Annotated in this window: 19 protein-coding genes and 1 pseudogene; 6 read left to right on the top strand and 14 right to left on the bottom strand. The window is 71.7% G+C overall.

What is annotated here, in order from left to right; genetic code table 11:
• Positions 1 to 11 precede the first annotated feature (11 nt).
• From AB0E07_RS19360 to AB0E07_RS19335, 6 genes and pseudogenes are all read right to left on the bottom strand, one after another.
• Positions 12 to 722, bottom strand: a complete 711-nt coding sequence (locus AB0E07_RS19360; protein WP_362253327.1) for a maleylpyruvate isomerase family mycothiol-dependent enzyme — start codon at positions 720 to 722, stop codon at positions 12 to 14.
• A gap of 214 nt (positions 723 to 936) precedes the next feature.
• Positions 937 to 1,002, bottom strand: a pseudogene (locus tag AB0E07_RS19355) (hypothetical protein); the annotation flags it as partial.
• Between the two features lie 50 nt (positions 1,003 to 1,052).
• Positions 1,053 to 2,105 (bottom strand): aminotransferase class V-fold PLP-dependent enzyme, encoded by a 1,053-nt coding sequence (locus AB0E07_RS19350; protein WP_362253081.1) that lies wholly within the window; start codon positions 2,103 to 2,105, stop codon positions 1,053 to 1,055.
• 95 nt (positions 2,106 to 2,200) lie between these two features.
• Complete coding sequence (locus AB0E07_RS19345; RefSeq protein WP_362253078.1) at positions 2,201 to 2,914, bottom strand: DsbA family oxidoreductase; 714 nt, start codon at positions 2,912 to 2,914, stop codon at positions 2,201 to 2,203.
• Positions 2,915 to 3,115: 201 nt separating this feature from the next.
• Positions 3,116 to 3,724, bottom strand: a complete 609-nt coding sequence (locus AB0E07_RS19340) for a DUF1349 domain-containing protein (protein ID WP_362253075.1) — start codon at positions 3,722 to 3,724, stop codon at positions 3,116 to 3,118.
• A gap of 4 nt (positions 3,725 to 3,728) precedes the next feature.
• Positions 3,729 to 5,258: an aldehyde dehydrogenase (NADP(+)) gene (locus AB0E07_RS19335; RefSeq protein ID WP_362253072.1), complete on the bottom strand. Its 1,530-nt coding sequence runs from the start codon at positions 5,256 to 5,258 to the stop codon at positions 3,729 to 3,731.
• A gap of 132 nt (positions 5,259 to 5,390) precedes the next feature.
• On the opposite strand from AB0E07_RS19335, the gene AB0E07_RS19330 reads away from it, so the two are divergent.
• Together AB0E07_RS19330 and AB0E07_RS19325 are read left to right on the top strand one after the other, a co-directional pair.
• A complete protein-coding gene (locus AB0E07_RS19330) occupies positions 5,391 to 6,164 on the top strand; it encodes an IclR family transcriptional regulator (RefSeq protein WP_362253069.1) in 774 nt (257 codons plus the stop codon).
• Between the two features lie 100 nt (positions 6,165 to 6,264).
• The gene (locus AB0E07_RS19325) at positions 6,265 to 7,716 is read left to right on the top strand and encodes a penicillin-binding transpeptidase domain-containing protein (RefSeq protein WP_362253066.1); all 1,452 of its coding nucleotides are present in this window, start codon (positions 6,265 to 6,267) and stop codon (positions 7,714 to 7,716) included.
• Positions 7,717 to 7,722: 6 nt separating this feature from the next.
• On the opposite strand, the gene AB0E07_RS19320 is transcribed toward AB0E07_RS19325, so the two are convergent.
• Entirely contained in the window at positions 7,723 to 9,171 is a 1,449-nt protein-coding gene (locus AB0E07_RS19320; protein WP_362253063.1) for an NCS2 family permease, read from the bottom strand.
• A 248-nt stretch (positions 9,172 to 9,419) separates the two neighbouring features.
• Between AB0E07_RS19320 and AB0E07_RS19315 the strand changes: the two genes are divergently transcribed.
• The 3 genes from AB0E07_RS19315 to AB0E07_RS19305 all read left to right on the top strand — a co-directional run bounded on the left by AB0E07_RS19315 (position 9,420) and on the right by AB0E07_RS19305 (position 11,782).
• Positions 9,420 to 9,986, top strand: coding sequence for a SigE family RNA polymerase sigma factor (locus AB0E07_RS19315; RefSeq protein WP_362253060.1), 567 nt, complete (start codon positions 9,420 to 9,422; stop codon positions 9,984 to 9,986).
• On the top strand, positions 9,983 to 10,843 hold the full coding sequence (locus AB0E07_RS19310) for a hypothetical protein (RefSeq protein ID WP_362253057.1): 861 nt from the start codon (positions 9,983 to 9,985) through the stop codon (positions 10,841 to 10,843). Before AB0E07_RS19315 ends, AB0E07_RS19310 begins: the two co-directional genes overlap by 4 nt.
• A 108-nt stretch (positions 10,844 to 10,951) precedes the next feature.
• Complete coding sequence (locus AB0E07_RS19305; RefSeq protein WP_362253055.1) at positions 10,952 to 11,782, top strand: pectate lyase; 831 nt, start codon at positions 10,952 to 10,954, stop codon at positions 11,780 to 11,782.
• Positions 11,783 to 11,876: 94 nt separating this feature from the next.
• Here the strand turns inward: AB0E07_RS19305 and AB0E07_RS19300 are convergent, their stop codons facing one another.
• Positions 11,877 to 13,031, bottom strand: coding sequence for a right-handed parallel beta-helix repeat-containing protein (locus tag AB0E07_RS19300; RefSeq protein ID WP_362253052.1), 1,155 nt, complete (start codon positions 13,029 to 13,031; stop codon positions 11,877 to 11,879).
• Between the two features lie 194 nt (positions 13,032 to 13,225).
• Here AB0E07_RS19300 and AB0E07_RS19295 point away from each other — a divergent pair, with 194 nt between their 5' ends.
• Positions 13,226 to 15,328 carry a family 43 glycosylhydrolase gene (locus tag AB0E07_RS19295; RefSeq protein ID WP_362253049.1) on the top strand — a complete coding sequence of 701 codons (2,103 nt, stop codon included), beginning with the start codon at positions 13,226 to 13,228 and terminating at the stop codon, positions 15,326 to 15,328.
• A 1-nt stretch (position 15,329) separates the two neighbouring features.
• On the opposite strand, the gene AB0E07_RS19290 is transcribed toward AB0E07_RS19295, so the two are convergent.
• The 6 genes from AB0E07_RS19290 to AB0E07_RS19265 form a co-directional block, all read right to left on the bottom strand.
• Positions 15,330 to 16,442: a chondroitinase-B domain-containing protein gene (locus AB0E07_RS19290; protein ID WP_362253046.1), complete on the bottom strand. Its 1,113-nt coding sequence runs from the start codon at positions 16,440 to 16,442 to the stop codon at positions 15,330 to 15,332.
• A gap of 42 nt (positions 16,443 to 16,484) precedes the next feature.
• Positions 16,485 to 17,558 carry a hydrolase gene (locus tag AB0E07_RS19285; RefSeq protein ID WP_362253043.1) on the bottom strand — a complete coding sequence of 358 codons (1,074 nt, stop codon included), beginning with the start codon at positions 17,556 to 17,558 and terminating at the stop codon, positions 16,485 to 16,487.
• Complete coding sequence (locus AB0E07_RS19280) at positions 17,545 to 18,576, bottom strand: pectinesterase family protein (protein ID WP_362253040.1); 1,032 nt, start codon at positions 18,574 to 18,576, stop codon at positions 17,545 to 17,547. Before AB0E07_RS19280 ends, AB0E07_RS19285 begins: the two co-directional genes overlap by 14 nt.
• Position 18,577: 1 nt before the next feature.
• A complete protein-coding gene (locus tag AB0E07_RS19275; RefSeq protein WP_362253038.1) occupies positions 18,578 to 19,708 on the bottom strand; it encodes a pectinesterase family protein in 1,131 nt (376 codons plus the stop codon).
• 67 nt (positions 19,709 to 19,775) lie between these two features.
• Complete coding sequence (locus AB0E07_RS19270) at positions 19,776 to 21,092, bottom strand: pectate lyase (protein WP_362253035.1); 1,317 nt, start codon at positions 21,090 to 21,092, stop codon at positions 19,776 to 19,778.
• A gap of 38 nt (positions 21,093 to 21,130) precedes the next feature.
• Positions 21,131 to 21,925 (bottom strand): rhamnogalacturonan acetylesterase, encoded by a 795-nt coding sequence (locus tag AB0E07_RS19265; protein ID WP_362253033.1) that lies wholly within the window; start codon positions 21,923 to 21,925, stop codon positions 21,131 to 21,133.
• Positions 21,926 to 21,952 lie beyond the last annotated feature (27 nt).

The following is a 21,952-nucleotide window of genomic DNA, read 5'->3' as shown; positions in this document are numbered from 1 at the left end:
CCCGGCGCACCTCACAGCCACGCCAGCGACGCGGCCCGCTCCAGTACGTTCCGTACGGCGGCCGCGTCGCCCGTGGTGTGCCTCGGCACCTCCTCCGGCGTACGCCGCCCGCCCAGGAGCAGGCACAGGTCGACCGGGTCCAGGGCGAGTTCGGCCCGGACCGGGTCGTCCGCGGAGCCCAGCACCCACTGCTCCACGCCGGTGACCGAGAGCAGGACCGGCGCCGTCTCCCGCCCGAGCGCCAGGCCGAGGACCCGGACGGCCAGCCGGACCATGCGCCCCAAGTGCCCCTCGGGCGGCGGCGGGACCGCGCGTCCCAGGGCGCGACCGATGTCGTCGGTGTGGATCCAGGTCTCGAAGGCGCGCACCACGAAGTGGTCGGCGACCGGCAGCCGCATCCCCATCAACGTCTCGGCCCGCGCGGCGCGTTCGGTGTCCCGCGCCTCGGGCGTGGCGAGCAGCGCGGCGGCCTGCGCCGACCAGGACGCGAGGGTCTCCTCGGGCGCACGGCCGTACTCGTGGGCGATGACCTCGGCGGTGCGCCGGTCCCAGACGTCCTCCCAGCCGGTGTCCCGGGGCGGCGCGCCCGCCGGCACGCGCGCGGCGATGCCGAGCCGACCGGCCAGCGCCTCGTCGGCGGCGAGCAGATGGGCGACGGTGGCGTGCACGTCCCAGTCGTGCACCACCGGGGTGGCCCAGCGGCCGTCGGCCTCGGCGAGCAGGACCGTCAGGCCCCGGACCGCGGCGGCGTAGGGCGCGGCGTGCCCGGCGGTGAGGGGCGGCGCCGGGCGGCGGGCGAACAGCGCGGGCGGCGGGCCGGGCGGGCAGTCCCGCGAGGGGCGGTCCGTCGAGCAGCCGTACCGTCTCGCGCAGCCGCCGTGCCTCGGCCGCGCAGCCCGTGCAGTCGGCCAGGTGTGCGGACACCCGCGCCGTCCCGCCCGGTTCCAGGACCCCGAAGGCCCAGGCTGCCAGCAGTTCGCGCAGGTCCTCGTGGTCGGTCACCCGCGGCCTCCTTCCCTTCCTAGCGTCCCGGCGGGGCCCGCGCCAGGGGTTCAGGCCGAGAGGGCGTCGAGCAACCGGTCGACGTCCGTGGGGGTGTTGTACAAGTGGAACGCGGCGCGCAGGTTGCCGGCCCGGTCGGAGACCTCGATGCCGGCCCCGCTCAGTGCGGGCTGGCGGTGGCCGAGCCCCGGCACGGAGACGGTCGCCGAGCCGGGGGCCGGGAGGGGTTCGTGGCCGAGGCGGGCGAGTCCGGCGCGGAAGCGGTCGGCGAGGGCGAGGTCGTGGGCGTGTACGGCCTCCACGCCGAGTTCCTCGATCAGGGCCAGGGAGGCGCGCAGTCCCGCGTAGGTGAAGAGGGCGGGGCTCACGTCGAACCGCCGTGCGGAGTGGGCGAGTTCCGCGACCGGGCCGTAGCAGCTCTCCCAGGGGATCTCGCCGGCGACCCAGCCGGCCAGCAGCGGGGTGAGTCCGCCGAAGTCCTCGGGGGCGACGAAGAAGGCGCCGCCGTGCGGGCCCAGGAGCCACTTGAAGCCGACGGAGGCGAGGAAGTCGTCGGGGCCGCACTCCATGGGGAGCCAGCCCGCCGACTGGGAGGCGTCGAGATAGGTCCGGGCGCCGTGCGCGCGGGCCGCCTCGCGCACCGCGGTCAGGTCGGCGAGGCGGCCGTCGGCGGACTGGACGACGCTGACCGCGACGAGCGCGGTGCCGGGGCGGACGGACTCGGCGAGCCGCTCCAGCGGGACGGCCCGCACCTTGAGGTCGCCGCGCATGTGGAAGGGGTTGACCAGGGAGGAGAAGTCGGCCTCGGCGGTGAGGACTTCGGCTCCGGCGGGCAGCGAGGCGGCGATCAGCCCGCCGTACTCGGCGACCGAGCCCCCGGTCGCCACCCGCCGGACCGGCACGCCCGCCAGCCGGGCGAAGGAGGCGCGGGCGGCCTCCACGTCCTCGTAGAGGGAGCCGAGCGGCCGGCCCTCGGCCCGCAGCCGCGCGGCCCGCTCGACGGCGGCGACGGTGCGGGCCGGCAGCAGGCCGTTGCTCGCGGTGTTGAGGTAGACGGTCTCCGGGGCGAACTCGGCCTGGACGAGGCTCTCGAAGGTCTCCATGGGACCACTCTGCGCCGCCCGGTACTCCCCGTCCATTGCGATTTATTACGTGGTTTCGCTAAGCAGCCCTTATACGTCCGCTCCGACCTGCGGCTTTACGGCTGCGGCACGGCGCACCCGTCGGGGCCGCAGGTGTCGCCGGCGCCCTGGTCGATCAGGGTGAGCGGGGAGCGCTCGCCCCACGCCTGGGTGAGGGCCTGGGCGAACAGGTCGGCGGGCTGGGCGCCGGAGACGCCGTACTTGCGGTCGATGACGAAGAACGGCACGCCGGTCGCGCCCAGCTCGGCGGCCTCGCGCTCGTCGGCGCGGACCTCGTCGGCGTACGCGTCGGGGTCGGTGAGCACCGCGCGGGCGGCGGCCGCGTCGAGGCCGACGGCGGCGGCCAGCCGGACGAGCCGCTCGTGGTCGCCGAAGACGGACTCCTCCTCGGCGAAGTTCGCCTCGTACAGGGCCTGCACCAGTTCGCCCTGGCGGCCCTGCTCCTTGGCGAAGTGCAGCAGGCGGTGCATGTCGAAGGTGCTGCCGTGGTCCCGGCCGCGGGTGCGGTAGGCGAGGCCCTCCGCGTTGGCCTGGGCGCCCACGTTGTCCTCGGCGGCCTGGGCCTGCGCCTCGCTCATGCCGTACTTCTTGGCGAGCATGGGGACGACCGGTCCGGTGTCGTCCTTGGCTCGGCCGGGGTCCAGCTCGAAGGAGCGGTGCACGACCTCGACCTCGTCGTGGTGCGGGAAGGCCGCGAGCGCCTTCTCGAAGCGGGCCTTGCCCACGTAGCACCAGGGGCAGGCGATGTCGCTCCAGATCTCGACGCGCATGTTCTCTCGGCTCTCTCCCGCTCGGACGTATACGGAGACTCCCTCCGCAAAACTGCATGAACGTTCAAGCGGCGGGGTTCATTCCCATCCGGCCGAACCGGGTCCGGCAGGCGCTCGGGGTCGGTCCGGTGCGGCGGACCGGACGGCCCCGGAGAGCGGGTCCGGAACGCCTCCGGGACGGCCGGCGGTGACCCGGGCTGCTCAGCTTCCGTCTCGGAGGTCGTCGGGCCAGGTGGGCCGGAACTCCAGGTGGTCGTAGGTGACGACGCAGCCCTCGCCGAGCGGCGACTGGGCCAGGAAACCGACCAGGGCGGCGGAGGTCTCCTTCTCCTCGCCGAGGGTGAACAGCCGGACGAAGGTCCACCGCTCGCCGTCCCGGGAGGCGTGGAAGGCGAAGGCCCGCCCGGTGCGGCTCACCCGCAGCCACACCGAACTGCCTTCCACGGTGAAGGAGTTGGCGTCGTCGGAGTGTCCCCGGGTGACCACCGTGCAGACGGTGGGCACGTCCGGGGAGTACTCCAGGCAGAGCTTCGCCCAGGCCCGTTCACCGACATGGACGTAGAGGACCCCCGCGTCGAAGGCTCCCGCGAAACCGACGGTGACCCGGGCGATCAGCTGGAAGTCCCCCTCGGGCGCCCCGAGCAGCCGGGGCGCGTCCGAGGCGGAGTCCAGGTTCTCGCCGGTCGGCGGGACGAAGCGGTCCTGCCGGGGCCCGGCCCATCCGGTGAGCACACCGTCCTCGTGGGACCAGTGGCCGTCGGGTCCGTAGGTGCGCAGCGGGAAGGGCAGTTCGGGGAGTTCGAGGTCCATCCGCCTAGCGTTCCAGACGGCCGTTGAAGCGGCGCGGCAGACCCAGCGGATTGTCGTCCCTCAGTTCCGCGGGCAGCAGCGCCTCGGGCGCGCCCTGGTACGTCACCGGCCTGAGCCAGCGCTCGATGGCCGTGCCGCCGACGGAGGTCGAGGTGGACGTGGTCGCCGGGTAGGGGCCGCCGTGGTGCTGGGCCGGGGCGACCGCGACACCCGTGGGCCAGCCGTTGACCAGCACCCGGCCGGCCAGCGGGGTCAGTTCCGCGAGCAGTTCGGGTCCGCGGCCCTGGCCCGCGGCCTCCTCGGTGGAGAGCTGGACCGTGGCGGTCAGGTTGCCCGGGAGCCGCGAGAGGACCGCCTTGGCCTCGGCCTCGTCGGTGTAGCGGACGACGACCGTGACCGGCCCGAAGCACTCCTCCAGCAGCAGGTCGTGCGCGCCCTCCTCGGCCAGCTTCGCCGCCGGTACCGTCAGGAAGCCCGCGCTCACCGTGTGCTCGCCGCCCGCCCCCGGCGTCACCGGGGACTCGACCTCGGGCAGTTCGGCGCGCTCGGCGACCCCGGCGACGAAGTTGTCCCGCATCCGGTGGTCGAGCAGGACCCCGGCGTCGACGTCGCTCACCGCGTCCGTCAGCGACTTGACCAGCCGGTCGCCCGCGTCACCGGCCGGCGCGAGCACCAGTCCGGGCTTCACGCAGAACTGGCCGACGCCGAGGGTCATCGACCCGGCGAGCCCGGCGCCGATGGCCTCCGCCCGCTCGGCCGCGGCGGCCTCGGTGACCAGCACCGGGTTCAGCGAGCCCAGTTCGCCGTGGAAGGGGATCGGCACGGGGCGGGCCGCCGCCGCGTCGAAGAGGGCGCGCCCGCCGCGTACGGAGCCGGTGAAGCCGGCCGCGGAGACCAGCGGGTGCTCGATCAGCTCGACGCCCGCGGTGAAGCCGTGGACCAGGCCGACGACGCCCGCGGGGACGCCGTGCTCGGCGGCGGCCGTGCGCAGCACCTTGGCGACCAGCTCGGACAGGGCCGGGTGGTCGGGGTGGGCCTTGACGACCACGGGGCAGCCCGCGGCCAGCGCGCTCGCGGTGTCGCCGCCCGCGACGGAGAAGGCGAAGGGGAAGTTGGAGGCCGAGTAGACGGCGACCACGCCGAGCGGCACCTTGTAGCGGCGCAGGTCGGGGACGGGCGGGGTGGCGGTGCCGTCGGGGTGGTTGATGACGACGTCGAGGAAGGCGCCCTCGTCGACGATGCCGGCGAAGGCCCTCAGCTGGTAGCAGGTGCGGGCGAGTTCGCCGGTGAGCCGGACCGGTCCGAGCGCGGTCTCGGCGTCGGCGGCCTCGATCAGCTGGTCCTTGGCGGCCTCCAGACGCTCGGCCGCGGTGCGCAGGAAGGCGGCGCGCACGGACCGGTCGGTCAGGGCGCCGCGCGCCTCGTGCGCGGCGCGGACGGCGGTGTCCACCTCCTGGGCTGTGGCCTCCACCGCAACCTGCTCGCGCTGCTTCCCGGTACGGGGGTCGACACTCCAGACTGGTGCTGCTGCCACCGCGGGTCCCTCCACACATGTATTGCCGCAGTACGGGGTCATCCACCAGGTCGTTCGATATACTGAACGCTGTCTCTCATGGTGAATATGCTGTTGGAGACTATTTCCCGCCGAACGAAGGGGTCAAGGGCGATGTCGGCTGGCGAGACGGGGGGCGGAGCGCAGGTCAAGTCCGCGGTACGGACGGTTGAACTGCTCGAATACTTCGCCGGACGCCCCGGTATGCACTCCCTCGCGGCGGTCCAGGAGGCCGTCGGCTATCCCAAGTCCAGCCTGTACATGCTGCTGCGCACCCTGGTCGAGCTGGGCTGGGTGGAGACCGACGCGACGGGCACGCGGTACGGCATCGGGGTGCGGGCGCTGCTGGTCGGCACCTCCTACATCGACGGCGACGAGGTGGTCGCGGCGGCGCGGCCGACGCTGGACCGGCTCTCGGACGACACCACCGAGACCATCCACCTGGCGCGGCTGGACGGCACGAACGTCGTCTACCTGGCCACCCGCCAGTCCCAGCACTACCTGCGCCCCTTTACCCGGGTCGGCCGCCGGCTGCCCGCCCACTCGACCTCCCTGGGCAAGGCGCTGCTGAGCACCTACTCGGACGAAATGGTCCGCAAGCTGCTCCCGGAGACGCTCCCGGCGCTCACCGAGAACACCATCACCGACCGCGAGCGGCTCATCGAGGAACTCCAGCAGGTCCGGGAGCAGGGCTTCGCCGTGGACCGCGAGGAGAACACCCTCGGTCTGCGCTGCTTCGGCGTGGCGATCCCGTACCGGACCCCGGCCCGGGACGCGATCAGCTGTTCGGTGCCGGTGGCCCGGCTGACCCCGGCCCACGAGCAGATGGTCAAGGACGCCCTGTTCGACGCCCGGGACCGGCTGACCCTGGCCACCCGGCGGCTCTGACGCCGGGGCCCGCGCGGACGCGCGGCACTTCATGAACACTCGATGAGAAACGTCACGAGAAGGAACGATTCGCCCCGGCCCGCTCGTCCTGCCGGGTGGGATGAACAAGACGATCAGGCGCGCCTCGGTCTTCTCGCTGCTCCTGGTGCTGTCCCTGCTGGTCAGGGCCACCTGGGTGCAGTTCTACGAGGGCCGGGCACTCGCGGACGACAAGGACAACCGGCGGAACGCGATACAGACGTACGCGGCACCGCTCGGGAACATCGTCGTGGCCGGTGAAGCGATCACCGGCTCGGCACGGACCGAGGACGGAGACCTCGCGTACAAGCGCACCTACACCGACGGCGAGCTGTACGCCGCGGTGACGGGCTACGCCTCGCAGACGTACTCGGCCACCCAGCTGGAAGGGATCTACCAGGACGTCCTCAACGGCACCGACAACCGGCTGAAGTCCCCGCTGGACACCGTCACCGGTGAGCGGACGGAGCCGGGCAACGTGGTCACCACGATCGACCCGGACGTACAGAAGGCCGCCTACGAGGCGCTCGGCGACACCAAGGGCGCGGCCGTCGCGATCGACCCGGCGACCGGCCGGATCCTCGCGGTGGTCTCGACGCCGTCGTACGACCCCGCGGCGCTCACCGACGCCAACACCGCGGGGACGGCCTGGAAGGAGCTGAAGGCGGACTCCGACAAGCCGCTGACCAACCGCGCGCTGCGCCAGCCGCTGCCGCCGGGCTCCACGTTCAAGCTGGTCGTGGCGGCGGCCGCGCTGGAGGACGGGCTGTACTCCTCGGTGGACGAGCGGACGGACAGCCCGGACCCGTACACGCTGCCGGACACCACGACCGTGCTGGAGAACGAGAACAGGTCCGCTCCGTGCGAGAACGCCACGATCCGTACGGCCCTCCAGTACTCGTGCAACAACGTGTTCGCGAAGATGGCCGTCGACCTCGGACAGGACAAGGTGCGGGGCATGGCCGAGAAGTTCGGCTTCAACGACACCGAGCAGGACGTGCCGGTGCGGGCCTACGCCAGCGTGTACCCCTCCGACATGGACCGGGCGCAGACGGCGCTGACCGGCATCGGCCAGTTCGACGTCACGGCGACGCCGCTGCAGATGGCCATGGTCTCCGCGGCCATCGCCAACGACGGGAAGCTGGTCTCGCCGCACATGGTCGCGCAGGTGACCGACGGCGGCGGGGAGGTCCTCCAGGACTACGACTCCGACCCGGACACCGAGCGGATCGTCAGCTCCGCGACGGCCGGGGAGTTGCAGTCCGCGATGGAGACGGTGGTGTCGGAGGGCACCGGCACCAACGCCCGGATCGACGGCGCGACGGTGGGCGGTAAGACCGGCACGGCCCAGCACGGCGAGAACAACAGCAAGACGCCGTACGCCTGGTTCACCTCGTACGCGAAGTCCGGGGACCGGCAGGTGGCGGTCGCGGTGATGGTCGAGCAGTCCGGCGCCGCCCGCTCCGAGGTCAGTGGCAACGGGCTGGCGGCGCCGGTGGCCAGGGCGATGATGCAGGCGGCCCTGGCCGGCTGAGGGTCCCTACACGCCGAGGAGCTGCTCGATCGGGTCGATGGCGAAGTAGACCAGGAAGAGCGCCGAGGTCCCCCAGAGCAGCCAGTGGACCTCCTTGGCCTTGCCCAGCACGGTCTTGATGAGGACGAAGGCGACGAAGCCGGCGCCGATGCCGTTGGTGATGGAGTACGTGAACGGCATCACGGCGATCGTCAGGAACGCCGGGATGGCGATCTCGTACTTGTCCCAGTCGATGTGCTTGACCTGGGTCATCATCAGGAACCCGACCGCGACCAGGGCGGGCGCCGCGGCCTGGAGCGGGACGATGGTGAGCAGCGGGGTGAGGAAGAGGGCGAGGGCGAACAGGCCGCCGGTCACCAGGTTGGAGAAGCCGGTGCGCGAGCCCTCGCCCACGCCCGCCGCCGACTCGATGTAGGAGGTGGCCGAGGACGAGGACGAGGCACCGCCCGCGACCGCCGCCGCGCCGTCGATGAGCAGCACCCGGCCGAGGTTGGGGACCTTGCCCTCCTCGTCCAGCAGCTTCGCCTCGGCGCTGATGCCGACGACGGTGCCCATGGTGTCGAAGAAGTCGGACAGCACCAGGGTGAAGACGAGCAGCACGACCGTGATGAAGGTGGTCTCGCCGAACGCGCCGAACAGGCTGAACTGGCCGATCAGTCCGAAGTCGGGGGTGTCGACCAGCTTCTCGGGCCACTCGGGCGTGGTCAGGCCCCAGGACTTCACGTCGGCGATCGAGTTGATGACGAGGGCGACGACGGTCATCACGACGATGCTGATCAGGATCGCGCCCTTGACCTTGCGGGCCAGCAGCCCGATCGTCAGCAGCACCCCGAGGCAGAACACCAGGATCGGCCAGCCGGTGAGGCTTCCGGTGCCCCCGAGCTGCACCGGGACGGTGGTGTTGGCCGCGTCCGGGATCCGGGTGACGAAGCCGGCGTCGACGAAGCCGATGAAGGCGATGAACAGACCGATGCCGACACTGATCGCCTGCTTCAGCGCCTGCGGGATCGCGTGCATGACGGCCTCGCGCAGCCCGGTGAGGACCAAGGCGCAGATCAGCAGGCCCTCCAGGACCACCAGACCCATCGCGTCGTCCCAGCTCATCAGCGGGGCTATCTGGAAGGCGACGACGGCGTTCAGGCCGAGACCGGCGGCGAGCGCGAGCGGCAGGTTGCCGCCGATGCCCATGATGACGGTCATGACCGCGGCCACCAGGGCGGTGGCGGTGGTGAGTTGGACCGGGTCGAGCGTCTCGCCGAACTTGTCCTTGGCGCTGCCGAGGATGATGGGATTCAGGACAAGGATGTAGGCCATGGTGAAGAACGTGGCGAAGCCGCCGCGTATCTCACGGCCGTAGGTGGACCCGCGTTCGGAGATCTTGAAGAAGCGGTCCACGCTGTTCACGGCCGGGGCCGGACCGCCCGGCCGGTCGACCTTCTCTTGCGTCTCGGACATGCCTGCGGCTCCTTGGTGCCTGGGGGATCAGTGTGCGGATGCTGGCTGGATTGTTCCCTTGTTGAACTCGTCTCAGGTTTTCCCCGTGTTACGGAATCAGGGCTGCTGAGGTGCGGCGGGCCATACGTTGTTCGAAGCCCCGTACGAACCCTGACCGCGCCCACTGCTACGCTTCCGCTCCTCGGCACCAAGATCGCCGGACCCTCACATGTCATTCACATGCCAATCACAGGCAGGAGAGGTCGCCCGTGGGCACAGCCGTCGACGACGCCGCCTCCGTGGAGTTCCACGCCTTCTTCGAACGTCACTACGCGGAACTCTCCCGCTTCGCGCACCTGTTGACCGGTGAGGCGGACGCGGCCGACGACCTGGCCGCGGACGCGCTGCTGGCCCTGTGGAACCGCTGGGACCGGGTCCGTGCCGCCGACCACCCCGTCGCCTACGCCCGGGGCGTGGTCGCCAACCTCGCCCGCACCCGGATCCGCAGCGCGGTCCGCGAGCGGCGCCGGATCACCCTGTTCTGGTCGCAGCGCGAGGAGAAGACCGAGAACCCGGACATAGCGGGCGTGGTGGACGTACAGGAGGCGCTGCGTAGACTGCCGTTCCGCAAGCGGGCCTGCGTGGTGCTGCGGCACGCCTTCGACCTCTCGGAGAAGGACACCGCGCTCGCCCTCGGCGTCTCGGTGGGTACGGTGAAGAGCCAGACCTCCAAGGGGATGGCGGAACTGCAGCGACTGCTCGGCCCGAAGGCGGCACCGCTGAGGATGCACGCGGCGATGGCGCCCACCGGTGACGCCACGGGGAGGGACCGATGACGAGGCGGCGGGACGTGCACGACGAGCTGCGCGCCCGGCTGCACGAGGCGGCCGAGGCGCACGAGCCCCACCGTGAGCGCATGCTGGCGCGGATCGAGCGGGGTAGGGCCGAGGAGGCCCGCACCGGCCACCGGGCCACCCGGTCCTCGGTGTTCGCCTGGGCGCGGGTGGCCGGCGCGACCGCCGCGGTGGCGAGCGTGCTGGCGGTCGGCGGGTACGCGGTGGCCTCGGCCGTGAAGGAGGACACCCCGCAGCGGACGGTGGCCACCTCTCCGACGCCCACCGCGCCCTCGCCGGACGCGACGAGCCGCCCGCCCCGGCCCTCCGCTCCCCCGGCGGATCCGACACCGGAGGCCTCCGGGCCGTCCCGGGAGGCGAGTGAGTCCCCGTCGGCCGCGCGGCCCTCGCAGACCGTGCGGCCGCCCGCCGCCGGCGAGGAGGACGGGCCGCTGTGGTCGGACGGCTCGGTCGACCCGCACAGCAACGAGTTCTGGGCGCAGAGCAATGTGACCCTGAAGACCGACGAAGAACTCAAGCAGCTGACGGTCGAGTTGAGGATCGCGCAGACCGGCGGGGTGACCTCCACCGGCGCCTGGCGCTCGCTGCCCGAGGACGACTTCACGGTGACGGTCGAGGAGCACGACGGCTTCCTCGTCTACACCTGGGTGCTCAAGGAGGACCGTACGGTCCCCGAGGGCGAGTGGGTGTTCGCCGGGCAGTACGACCACGAGCGCGGCGGCCGGGACGCGGCGGCCGACGGCTACTCCGCGACGGCCCGCGCGGACGGCGACGACCTCTCCGTGGCGGGCGGCTTCGCCCGCCACAAGGACGGCGACAGCGACGACGGCGACTCGTAGAACCCGCGGAAGAGGCGCGGAAGAAAAATTCTCCGGACGGCGGCAACCCTTTCCCGTTCCGTGGCGACCAGGTAGCGCAAGCCACAACTCCCCACGCAAGGAATGGGCATGACTGCACCAGCCGAACAGCGCGTCCGCCACCGCCGCCGGGTCACCAAGCGGCGCGCGGTGATCGCGGGCGCCTCGGCCCTCGGCATCACCGGAGCGGCGATCGTCACCACGTCGATGCTGTCCACCGCCGGCGCCGCCTCCAGCTGGCCGACCGCGACCGGCAGCAAGGCCGTGTCCAGCACCATCAAGGTGTCGGGCACCTACGACGGCGGCTACAAGAAGTTCTACGGCAGCGGCGCCCTCGGCGGCGACAGCCAGGACGAGGGCCAGGACCCGGTCTTCCAGCTCGCCGACGGCGCGGTCCTGAAGAACGTGATCATCGGGACCCCGGCCGCCGACGGAGTGCACTGCCTGGGCTCCTGCACGCTCCAGAACGTGTGGTGGCTGGACGTCGGCGAGGACGCGGCGACCTTCAAGGGCAAGTCCGCCTCGTCCGTGTACACGGTCTACGGCGGCGGCGCGAAGAACGGCTCGGACAAGGTCCTCCAGTTCAACGGCGCGGGCAAGCTGGTCGTGAGCAAGTTCCAGGTCGCCAACTCCGGCAAGCTGGTGCGCACCTGCGGGAACTGCTCCACGCAGTACAAGCGCACGGTCATCATCAACGACGTGGACGTCACCGCGCCGATGAACTCGATCGTGGGCATCAACTCCAACTACGGGGACACCGCCTCGCTGCGCAAGGTCCGCATCCACGGGGACAGCGGCAAGAAGATCAAGACGTGCGTCCGGTTCAAGGGCAACAACACCGGCGCCGAGCCGACTCAGCTCGGTGTGGGCGCGGACGGAACGTCGTGCCTCTTCAGTGCGTCTGACATCACGTACGAGTAATCCCAGAGCCTGCTGACCTGAGCCCCCCTCGGTCAGCAGAGAGGCGCCCCCGCCGGTGACGACCGGCGGGGGCGTTTTCCTCGTGACCCGTGGATCAGTCCATGGTGGCGCCGATGGCGGTGGAGCCGGTGGTCAGGAAGGTGGTCGCGGGCAGCGAGCCGTCCGCGGCGCGCGCGCCGTAGGCGGTGGTCGCGTCCACCGACTTGAAGGATGGCGTCGTCACCCCGCTGTCCCAGTTGTTCGCGGCGGAGACCGTGGACGAACCCAGCTTCGACAGACCGCCCTTGTTGCTCACCGCCAGGTTCCGTGCGAGCCGCGCCTTGCCGGTGGCGAAGTAGAAGCCGGACTCGGCGTTGGAGTAGGCGGTGTTGCGGTTCAGCACGATCGCGCCCGGGTTGGAGTTCTCGGTGAACCCGTTCAGGGTGTTGTCCCAGGCCGCGTTGTTGTTGACGACGTGCGCGACGGTGACGCCCCCGCCGCCCAGCTTGTAGCCGTTGCCGTTGCCCTCGAAGGCAGTGTCGCCCCAGCGGTTCTTGCCGTTGCCGAAGGCCCAGGAGTGGTCGATGGTCACCGGCGAGGAGAACTGCCAGAGATCGAGCCCGTCATCCGAGTTGTTGTACAGGCGGGCCCCGGTGATCCGGTTGCCCGTCCCGGAGCCGAACTTCACCGCGATGCCGTCGGCGTTCTGCCCGTGCCCGGCGGCGTCGTAGTTGCCGTGACTGTCCAGGTTCTGCACGAGGTTGCCGGTGGTGCCGTCGCCGCGCAGGGTGAACCCGGAGTCGCCGTTGTTCGCGGTGACGAGGTTCTTGAAGACTCCGCCGACCGAGGAGGTGGCGACGAAGCCCTGCGCCGGGGAGTTCTGGAAGGTGAGGTCCTGAACGGTCCAGTAGTCGCCGTAGATACCGGCCAGCCAGGATCCGTCGGGCAGCTTCGAGCCGTCGATCTTGACCTTCTCGCCGCTGTACGCCTTGAGCGTGATGCGGGCCGAAGTGGTGCCGTTCGCCGTGGACTTCAGGGTCGCCGCGGGCGTGTAGGTGCCGGCCCGGACCTGGATGACGGTGCCGGCGACCGCGTTCTTCACGGCCGACTCCAGCTGGGCCGTGCTGGTGACGGTGACCGTCGCGGAGGCGGCCTCGGCGCCGCCGTTCGTCAGGCCGAGATACACACCGCCCGCTCCCGCGGCGACGGCCACGGCGGCGGCGACGGCGAGCGTGCGGGTCCTGCGATGGCGTCCGGTGCTCTGCCGCACGGAACGCTCCTTTCCTGGGGGACGGGGAACATCCGGCAGTCGCCGCCGAGGGCCGGGAGGTTGCCGCGCGGGCGCGAAAACAACCGAAACTTTCGCTCGCCCGGATCCGGCCGATCCCGATTGACGTGCTGTTTCCGCGCTGGTGACACTCCGAGGGCCGACCGTCCGGCATCGAGCAGCCAGGAGCACCACCCGTGACCGAACCCCAGTACGCCGGCTATCTCTTCGCCTACTTCACCGGTGAGGACAGCGCCGACGGCGAGCGGATCCGCTTCGCCCTCAGCCGCGGCGAGGACCCGCTGCACTGGCGCGAACTCGACGCGGGCCGGCCGGTGCTGACCTCCGACGTCGGCACCCGGGGCCTGCGCGACCCGTTCCTGGTCCGCTCGCCCGAGGGGGACCGCTTCTTCCTGATCGCCAGCGACCTGCGCATGCACGGGGAGCCGGGCGGGAGCTGGGAGGAGGTGCAGCGGCACGGCAGCCGGTCCGTCGTGGTCTGGGACTCCACCGACCTCGTCCACTGGACCGACCGGCGCCTGGTGCGGATCGCCCCCGACCGCGCGGGCAACGCCTGGGCCCCCAAGGCGCACTGGGACCCGGCGCTCGGCGCGTACGTCGTCCACTGGGCGTCCCGGCTGTACGCGGAGGACGACCCGGGGCACACCGGCGCGTCCTACAACCGGATGCTGTACGCGACGACCCGGGACTTCCGTACCTTCACCGAGCCCGTGGTGTGGCACGACCCGGGTCACTCCGTCATCGACTCCACGGTCGTCGAGCACCGGGGCACCTACTACCGCTTCACCAAGGACGAGCGCGAGCCCGGCTCCGGCGCCCCCGGCTCGAAGTTCATCACCTGCGAGAAGTCGGGTGAACTGACGTCCACGTCCTGGGAGTTGGTCGCCGACCGGATCGGTGCCGGCGCGATGGAGCGCGGCGAGGGGCCGACGGTGTTCCGGTCGAACACCGAGGACCGGTGGTACCTGTTCATCGACGAGTACGGCGGGCGGGGCCACCTGCCCTTCGAGACCGACGACCTGGACTCCGGCCGGTGGACCCCGTGCGCGGACCACCGGCTGCCGGCGAACCCGCGGCACGGCAGCGTCCTGCCGCTGACCCGGGAGGAGTACGACCGGCTGCTCGCCGCCCGCCCCGCGGGCCCCGCCTCGATCGTCGACGCGACGGTGCCCGGACAGCGGGGGTACGCCGTCGTGACGGAGGCGACGGCCGAGGTCGTCCTGCCGATGGAACCGGACACGGACCTGGAGCGCCTCGCCCCGGCCCTGTGGACCGGCGAGGGCGCCACGGTCAGCCCCGCCTCGGGCACGCCGGGCGACTTCCGCGCTCCGCGGACGTACACCGTCACGGCGGCGGACGGCACCGCCCGCACCTGGACGGTCGAGGCGGTGCCCACCCGCAGCCCGGTCCTGCCGGGACTGACCGCCGATCCCGATGTCCGTCACCTGGACGGCGCGTACTGGGTCTACCCGACGACCGACGGCTTCCCCGGCTGGGGCGGGACCCGGTTCTCGGCGTACTCCTCCGCGGACCTCGTGCACTGGACCGGTCACGGGGTGGTGCTCGACCTGGGCCGGGACGTGACCTGGGCGGACCGGCACGCCTGGGCGCCGGCGATCGCCGAGCGCGACGGCCGGTACTACCTGTACTTCTGCGCCGAGCAGCAGATCGGCGTGGCGGTGGCCGACTCCCCCGCCGGACCGTTCACGGACGCGCTGGGCGAACCGCTGGTGGCGAGGGACGCCTACCCGGGCCAGATGATCGACCCGGCCGTGTTCACCGACGCGGACGGCACGTCGTACTTCTACTGGGGCAACACCCACGGCTATGTCGTGCCGCTCCACGCCGACATGGTGTCCTTCGACCCGGCGCTGGTCCGCGAGATCACCCCGGAGAACTTCCGTGAGGCGTTCTTCGTGATCGAACGGCACGGCACCTACTACCTGATGTGGTCCGAGGACGACACCCGCAGCGAGGACTACCACGTCGCGTACGCCACCGGCCCGTCCCCGCTCGGGCCGTGGACCGAGCGGGGCACGATCCTGTCCAAGCGGCCCGAGTACGGCATCCTCGGCACCGGCCACCACGCGGTGGTCAACGCGCCCGGCACCGACGACTGGTACATCGTCTACCACCGCTTCGCCCTGGACGGGCCGGGCCGGCCGGGCGGGGACGGCACGCACCGGGAGACGACGGTCGACCGCCTGCGGTTCGCGGCGGACGGCACGATCGTGCCGGTGGTGCCGACCCTGGAGTCGGTCGGCCCGGTGGGGCGCTGACTCAGTCCATCGTCGCGCCGATGGTGGTGGAGCCCGTGGTCAGGAACGTGGTCGCGGGCAGGGTGCCGCTGGAACTCCGGGCGTTGTACGTGGTGGCGGCGTTGGTCGAGACGAAGGACGGGGTGGAGATCCCGGAGTCCCAGTTGTTGCCGGCCGAGACGACCGAGGAGCCCTTGCTGACCAGGCCGCTGCCGTTGCCGACGGCGAGGTTCTTGCCGAGCCTCGCGGAACCGGTCGCGAAGTAGTAGCCCCACTTGGAGTTGGCGTACGCCGTGGTGCGGTTGATCACGATCGCCCCGGTGTTGGAGTTCTCGGTGAACCCGTTCCCGGCGTTGCCCCAGGCGGCGGAGTTGTTGACGACGTGCGCGACGACCTCGCCGTCGCCGCCCAGCTTGTAGCCGTTGCCGTCGCCCGCGAAGGCGGAGTCGGACCAGCGGTTGACACCGTTGCCGAAGGCCCAGGTGTGCTCGACGGTGACCGGGGAGGAGAAGGACCAGAAGTCCAGGCCGTCGTCGGAGTTGTTGAACAGGCGCGCCCCGGTGATCAGGTTCCCGGAGCCGGAGCCGTACTTCACGGCGATCCCGTCGGCGTTCTCGCCGTGGTTGGCGGCGTCGTAGTGGCCGTAACTGTCCAGGTTGCGGACGGTGTTGTTGACCGTTCCGTCGCCGGTGAGGGTGAAGCCGGAGTCGCCGCCGTTGATGGTCTTCACGTTGTTCCACACCGTGCCGGTGCAGGACTGGCAGACGACGGCGCTGTCCGGGGAGTTCTGGAAGGTGAGGTTGGAGACGTTCCAGTAGTCGGCGGTGAGCTTGAAGATCCAGTCGCCGTCGGGCAGGGACGACCCGTCGATCTTCACGGTCTCGGAGCCGTACGCGGTGAGCGTGACCGGGCTCGCGGAGGTGCCGTTGGCGGTCGACTGGAGCGTGGCCGTCGGGTAGTAGGTGCCGCCGCGCACCTGGATGACGGTGCCGGCGGTGGCCGAGGAGAGGGCGCTGGTCAGTTCGGCGGTGGTGTCGACGACGACGGTCGCGGCCTGGGCCTGGGTGGGCAGGACGGCGAGCGAGGCGCCGACCGCGAGTGCGGCGCCGAGGGACAGGGCGGTTCGACGAGACATGGAGTGCGGGTCCTTTCGTCCGGTCGGTGGGGAGGGGAGGGGTCACAGGACGGAGTCGAGCCAGCGGAAGACCTCGTCCTGCATACGGTCGGTGAAGACATGGCCGAGGTCGGGCCAGGTCAGCACGCGGAGCCGCTCCTCGGCGTGGCGCGAACGCCAGACGGCGCGCAGCTTGTCGTGGGCCACCCGTACTCCGTCGGCGGGGAACAGGGGGTCCAGCGCACCGTTGAGCAGCAGCATCGGCCTGGGGGCGGCGATGCTCGCCACGTCGGGGAAGTCGAGATGCCGGGCGAGCCCGGGGTGGAACAGGTAGTACGCCGACTGCCCGCGCAGGGCGTTGTGGCCGGGCGTCATCATGGCCCTCAGCCCGGTCATCCAGCCGACGGCGGCGCAGGCGGCGACGTCGTCGGTGAGCGCGGCGGTCTGCCAGGCGCGGTGGGCGCCCATCGAGAAGCCGACGGCGGCGACCCGGCGCACCCGGCGCAGTCCCGCCAGGAACCGGGCGGCCCGGACGTCCTCCCGGGCCATGAGTCCGGCGAGCGAGGAGCCGAGCTGGTAGAAGCCGGCGGCGAGCGCCTGCTGTCGGTCGTAGGTGATCGGGCCCCGGTCGCCCCAGCCCGGGGCGTCCAGGCACAGCACGACATGGCCACGCCGGGCCAGTTCGTCACCGGGGAAGCGGCCGCTGAAGTGCCGGTCGGCCCAGTCCTGGGCGGAGGCGAGCCGGGTGCCGTCGTACCAGGGCCGGACGCACTTCTCCTTGCCGATGTCGAAGCGGGCCCCGTGGTCGTGCAGGAGCAGGACGGCGGGGAAGGGGCCGGGGCCGTCCGGGGTGAGCAGGGCGCCCCGGACGCGTTCGTACCGGGTCAGGGAGAGCGTCACGAGCTGCCGGGTGTAGCCGTCGGCCGGGGACGGCTCGGCGTACTCGGGCGCATACGGCGTCCCGTCCTGGTCCGGCACGAGCAGGCACTCCTCGACCTTGGCGCGGGCGGTCGCCCGCCACCGCCCGAAGTCACGGACCGGGGAGGTTCCCCAGGCCAGGGGGAAGGTCAGCTCCTCGGCCAGCGCCGAGTACAGCGCCGGGTACGGGGCCGGGTACGGCGCCTCAGGGGTGCCCATGGGGCCGCCAGTCGCCCAGGTAGGCGCGTGCGGTGTGCGAGCCGGCCTGCTCGGCGGAGAGCTGCGGCCGGTTCTCCGGGACCGTGACCGCGGCGCCGGGGCCGGTGTTGGCGTACTCCGCGAACCGCATGGTCTGCCAGGGGTACGCCTCCCGCATGTTGGTGTAGGGGGTCACGGGGTCGATGCCGGGGCCGATCCAGGTGTCCCGCACGACCAGGGAGGGCCACGCGGTCGTCTCGTACGAGGGCACCCAGGGCCTGGCCAGTTTGTACGCCCCGTCCTCGGCGCCGGAGGTGACGCGGGAGCGGACCGCGAGGATGCCGTGGGGGTTGGCGCGGGCCGTGGACGGCGCGAAGACCATGCCCTTGGGGACGAAGTCCACCTGCCGTTGCAGGGTGTGGAAGTGGCAGTGGTCGAAGACGGCGGTGGCGCGGCCGAAGACGAAGTCGACGTCGCCCTCGATGTAGCAGCGGTGGAAGTACTGCCGGTCGAAGGCGTCCAGGGCGGTGGTCTCGACGAAGAGGGTGTCCTGGTGGGCGAGGAGCCGGACGTTGTCGAAGTGGGTGCGGTCGCCGTAGGTGCAGGCGGCGACGGCCTGGGTGCCGGTGATCTCCGGGTGGTCGGCGCGCAGCCAGTCGTTGGCGAGGGTGAGGTCGCGGACGGTCAGTCCGGGGGCCTCGGAGGTGAAGGTGGCGGAGCCGGCCGTGCCGTAGGTGCCCGAACCGTCGGGTTTCGGGGTGCCGTTGGCGCGGTCGAAGACGATGACCGTGTCGCGGGGATCGCGGGTGGCGCCGCGCAGGGTCAACCCGGCCGCCTCGGCGGGGACTTTGACGACTTCTCGATAAGTCCCCGGGTGCACCACGATCGTCCGGCCGGGTCCGGTGACCGCGTCCACGGCGGCCTGCACGGAGTCACCGGGGCGGACGTGCAGGACACGGTGGCCGCCGGCGAGCGCGGGTGGGGCGCCCGCCGCCGCGAGCCCGGCGGTCAGTCCCGCCAGCAGGGTGCGTCGGCGCATGTCAGCACTCCTCCCGCCAGGGCCGCCAGTCCCCGAGGTACGCGGCGCGGGTCGCGGACGCGGCCTGGGCGCGGGTGAGTTGGGGCCGGTTCTCGGCGACGGTGATCTCGGCGCCGGGGCCGCTGTTGCGGTACTCGGCGAACCGCTGGTTCTGCCAGGGGTAGGAGGCGGACATGTTGGCGTACGGCGACACCGCGTCGATGCCCGGACCGAGCCAGGTCTCCCGGACGGTGAGCATCGGCCGGGCCGTGGTGTCGGAGCTGGGCACCCAGGGGCGGGCCAGTTTGTAGTACGCGTCCGGGGCCTGGCTGGTCACCCGGCCGTCGGTGACCAGGTAGCCGTAGGGGTTGGCGGCAGCCGTCGAGGGCGCGAAGACGAAGCCGTAGGGGGCGGCGGCCAGGTCGGTGCGGGTGAGGGTGCGGAAGTGGCAGTGCTCGAAGACGGCCGTGGCCCGTCCGAACACGAAGTCCACGTCGCCCTCGATGTAGCAGTCGGCGAAGTACTGCCGGGCGAGGACGGTCAGCGAGGTGGTGTCGGCGTACAGGGTGTCCTGGTGGCCGAGGAAGCGGCAGTCGTGGAAGGCGGAGCGGTCGCCCATGACCTTGAGGGCGACGGCCTGGGTGCCGGTGATCCCCGGGTGGTCGGCGCGCAGCCAGTCGTTGGCGAAGGTGATCCGGCGGGCCGTGAAGCCGTCGGCGCGCACGGTGGTGGTGGCCGAGCCGGTGGTGCCGTAGGTGCCGGAGCCGTCGGGCTTGGGGGTGCCGGCGGCGTTGTCGAAGACGATGACGACGTCACGCGGGTCGTCGCCGGCGCCGAGCCAGGTCAGGTCGGTGCGGGTGGCGTCGACGGAGACGGTCTCCCGGTAGGTGCCGGGAGCGATGACCAGGGTCCAGCCGGCCGCGGTGACGGCGTTCACGGCCGCCTGGACGGTGGTGTGGTCGCCGCGGCCCCGGGCGTCCACGTAGAGGGTGGTCGCGTCGAGACGGGCGGCCGGTGATCCGTAGCGGCCGAACGGACGGGCCCCGCCGGCCTGCGCGGGGACGGAGGAGAGACCGAGGGCGACGCCGGCGCCGGCGCTCGCCATCAGGAATCCCCTTCTGGACAGGGGCAGCTGGAAGTGGGGAGAGGGCATGCGGGTGCTCCAAGGGGGGCGGTGTGCGGGCGGGGCCGGGGTGAACACCCCGGCCCCCAGGGGTGGTTCAGCAGCCGCGGCCGGCGCCGGCGCCCCGGTCGACGATGCCGGGGACGGCGCGGGGGTGGTCGACCTTGGTGCGCAGGGTGGGCGTCCAGCCGGCGCCGGACTGGAGGGTCTCGGCGGGGATCTCCGCGTTGTGCACGGCGATCAGGTCCGTGAGCCTGCCGTTGACGTAGTTGTTCGCCGCGGTCAGGGGCGCCTCGCTCCACTTCTTCAGCACCTTGCCGGTGCTCACCCCGGAACCCAGCGAGAAGGCGTTGTCGGTGGCGTAGAGCTGGGAGGAGGCGCCGATGCCGAAGACGTACCCGAACTTCTGCCCGGCGGTGACCACGAAGTGGTTGTTGTACGAGTCGACCTGGCCGAACCGGACGCGCGGCGCCCGCTCCACGATGCCCTCGAAGCGGTTGTGGTGCAGGGTGACCTTGAGCTTGCCGGAGTCGGTGGAGCCCGCGCTGTCGCTGTTGCCGATCAGCATGGTCTTGTCGTGGTCCTCGAAGGAGTTCCAGGACACGGTGACGTAGTCGGCGCCCCGGACGACGTCCAGCAGGCCGTCGTGCTGCTGGTAGACCTTGCCGAAGTACTCGGGCAGGGAACTGTCCGGGTAGCGGCCGTCGGTGAGCGTGTTGTGGTCGACCCAGACGTGGGTGGAGCCGTAGACGACGACGCCGTCGTACTCGGAGTTCCAGGCACCCGTCTTGCTGTCGTCGGTCGGGTCCCACTGCGGGAAGCAGTCGACCGGGGCCTCGATGGTGAGGTTGCGGACGATGACGTTGTCGACGGCCTTGATCTGGAGGCTGCCGCCGCGGATGCCGGAGTCGCGGCCGACGCCCACGATGGTGGTGTTCGCGGGCACGTTCGCCTTGATCATCTGGTCCTGGTTGGCGGCGGACGCGGCCCGCAGGTCCTCCTGTTCGCCGCTGACGACGGTGTCGTTGCCCCAGACCGCGGGGTCGTAGTCGGCGAGGTACTGCTGGAAGTCGTAGCCCTCGGCGGCGAGCGCGTCGCAGCCCTCGGAGACGGCGTCGACCATGCCCTTGACCTTGATGATCCGGGGCGCGCCGGGGCTGTCGGCGAGGGCGGCCTTGAACTCCGCCCAGGTGGTCACGGTGTAGACGTTCGCGGCGGCCGCGGCGGATCCGCCGGTGGTGCCGGTGCCCTGGGAGGCCCAGCCGTCCCCGGCGCCGAGGACCTGCCGGCCGAGGTCCCGGGAGTTCCCTGCCTGGGCGACACCGGCACCGGTGACCCCGAGGACGAGGGCGGCGCAGCCGGCCAGCGCGAACGTTCTACCTGTGGCATGCCCATGCCACTTCTGTGTGTTCATGGTGCGGCTCTCTTCTCTTGCGTGTCAGGTGGTTTCGGTCAGGCCGCGGCTGGGGGCCAGGTGATCCAGGACTCCGGGATCTCCTCGTCCAGCCGCCTGAGGTCCTGCGGGCGCAGTACCCGGGTCCGCAGCAGCTCACGTGCCACGAGCCGGGCCACCGCGATGGCGCCGGGCGGGTTGAAGTGCGTGTTGTCCTGCTCGGTCGCGGTCCAGTTGAAGTACTTCTTCGTCTCCTCGACGCCCAGCGACTGCCACAGCGCCAGCGACAGCGCCTGCACGTCCAGGAGCGGGACCCGGTCCTGCTCGGCGAGCGAACGCATCGCTGCCGGATAGTCGCCGTGGCTGGGCAGGGCGTTGCCGTCGGCGTCGAACCGGCGGCGCTCGACCGCGGTGGCGAGCACCGGCCGGGCCCCGCGACGGCGGGCGCCGTCGATGTACAACCGCAAGTGGTCGAGGTACGTGGTCCAGGGCTCGGTGTACCGGGTGGGGTCGGTGGTCTTCTCGTCGTTGTGCGCGAACTGGACGAGCAGGAAGTCACCGGGCCGGACGTCCGCGAGCAGGGCGTCGAGCCGGCCCTCGTCGACGAAACTCTTGGAACTGCGGCCGTTCACCGCGTGGTTGGAGACGGCGAGCCCCTTGCGGAGGAAGAACGGCAGGGCCATTCCCCAGCCGGTCTCGGGGGCGGCGTCCGCGTACTTCTGGGCGGCGGTGGAGTCCCCGGCGATGAACAGGGTCCGGGGGCGCCGGTGTTCACCGGCGTGGGCGGTGCCGAAGGTGAGCGGCAGGGCGGCGGCGACGGCGGCACCGGCGACCTGTCTGCGGGAGAGCGTCATGCTGGGCCTTTCGTCCGAGGGGAAGGA

It is taken from the genome of Streptomyces sp. NPDC048002 (genome assembly GCF_040653275.1).
In the GTDB taxonomy this organism is placed as follows: domain Bacteria; phylum Actinomycetota; class Actinomycetes; order Streptomycetales; family Streptomycetaceae; genus Streptomyces.
The sequence above is the reverse complement of the archived record's forward strand: the minus strand, read 5'-3'. Positions and strand labels throughout refer to the sequence as shown.

Bases quoted from the DNA above. Each gene is read 5' to 3' on its own strand.
- AB0E07_RS19350 (WP_362253081.1), bottom strand. From the start codon at position 2,105: ATGGAGACCTTCGAGAGCCTCGTCCAGGCCGAGTTCGCCCCGGAGACC.
- AB0E07_RS19345 (WP_362253078.1), bottom strand. From the start codon at position 2,914: ATGCGCGTCGAGATCTGGAGCGACATCGCCTGCCCCTGGTGCTACGTG.
- AB0E07_RS19340 (WP_362253075.1), bottom strand. From the start codon at position 3,724: ATGGACCTCGAACTCCCCGAACTGCCCTTCCCGCTGCGCACCTACGGA.
- AB0E07_RS19330 (WP_362253069.1), top strand. From the start codon at position 5,391: ATGTCGGCTGGCGAGACGGGGGGCGGAGCGCAGGTCAAGTCCGCGGTA.
- AB0E07_RS19325 (WP_362253066.1), top strand. From the start codon at position 6,265: ATGAACAAGACGATCAGGCGCGCCTCGGTCTTCTCGCTGCTCCTGGTG.
- AB0E07_RS19320 (WP_362253063.1), bottom strand. From the start codon at position 9,171: ATGTCCGAGACGCAAGAGAAGGTCGACCGGCCGGGCGGTCCGGCCCCG.
- AB0E07_RS19310 (WP_362253057.1), top strand. From the start codon at position 9,983: ATGACGAGGCGGCGGGACGTGCACGACGAGCTGCGCGCCCGGCTGCAC.
- AB0E07_RS19305 (WP_362253055.1), top strand. From the start codon at position 10,952: ATGACTGCACCAGCCGAACAGCGCGTCCGCCACCGCCGCCGGGTCACC.
- AB0E07_RS19290 (WP_362253046.1), bottom strand. From the start codon at position 16,442: ATGTCTCGTCGAACCGCCCTGTCCCTCGGCGCCGCACTCGCGGTCGGC.
- AB0E07_RS19285 (WP_362253043.1), bottom strand. From the start codon at position 17,558: ATGGGCACCCCTGAGGCGCCGTACCCGGCCCCGTACCCGGCGCTGTAC.
- AB0E07_RS19280 (WP_362253040.1), bottom strand. From the start codon at position 18,576: ATGCGCCGACGCACCCTGCTGGCGGGACTGACCGCCGGGCTCGCGGCG.
- AB0E07_RS19275 (WP_362253038.1), bottom strand. From the start codon at position 19,708: ATGCCCTCTCCCCACTTCCAGCTGCCCCTGTCCAGAAGGGGATTCCTG.
- AB0E07_RS19270 (WP_362253035.1), bottom strand. From the start codon at position 21,092: ATGAACACACAGAAGTGGCATGGGCATGCCACAGGTAGAACGTTCGCG.
- AB0E07_RS19265 (WP_362253033.1), bottom strand. From the start codon at position 21,925: ATGACGCTCTCCCGCAGACAGGTCGCCGGTGCCGCCGTCGCCGCCGCC.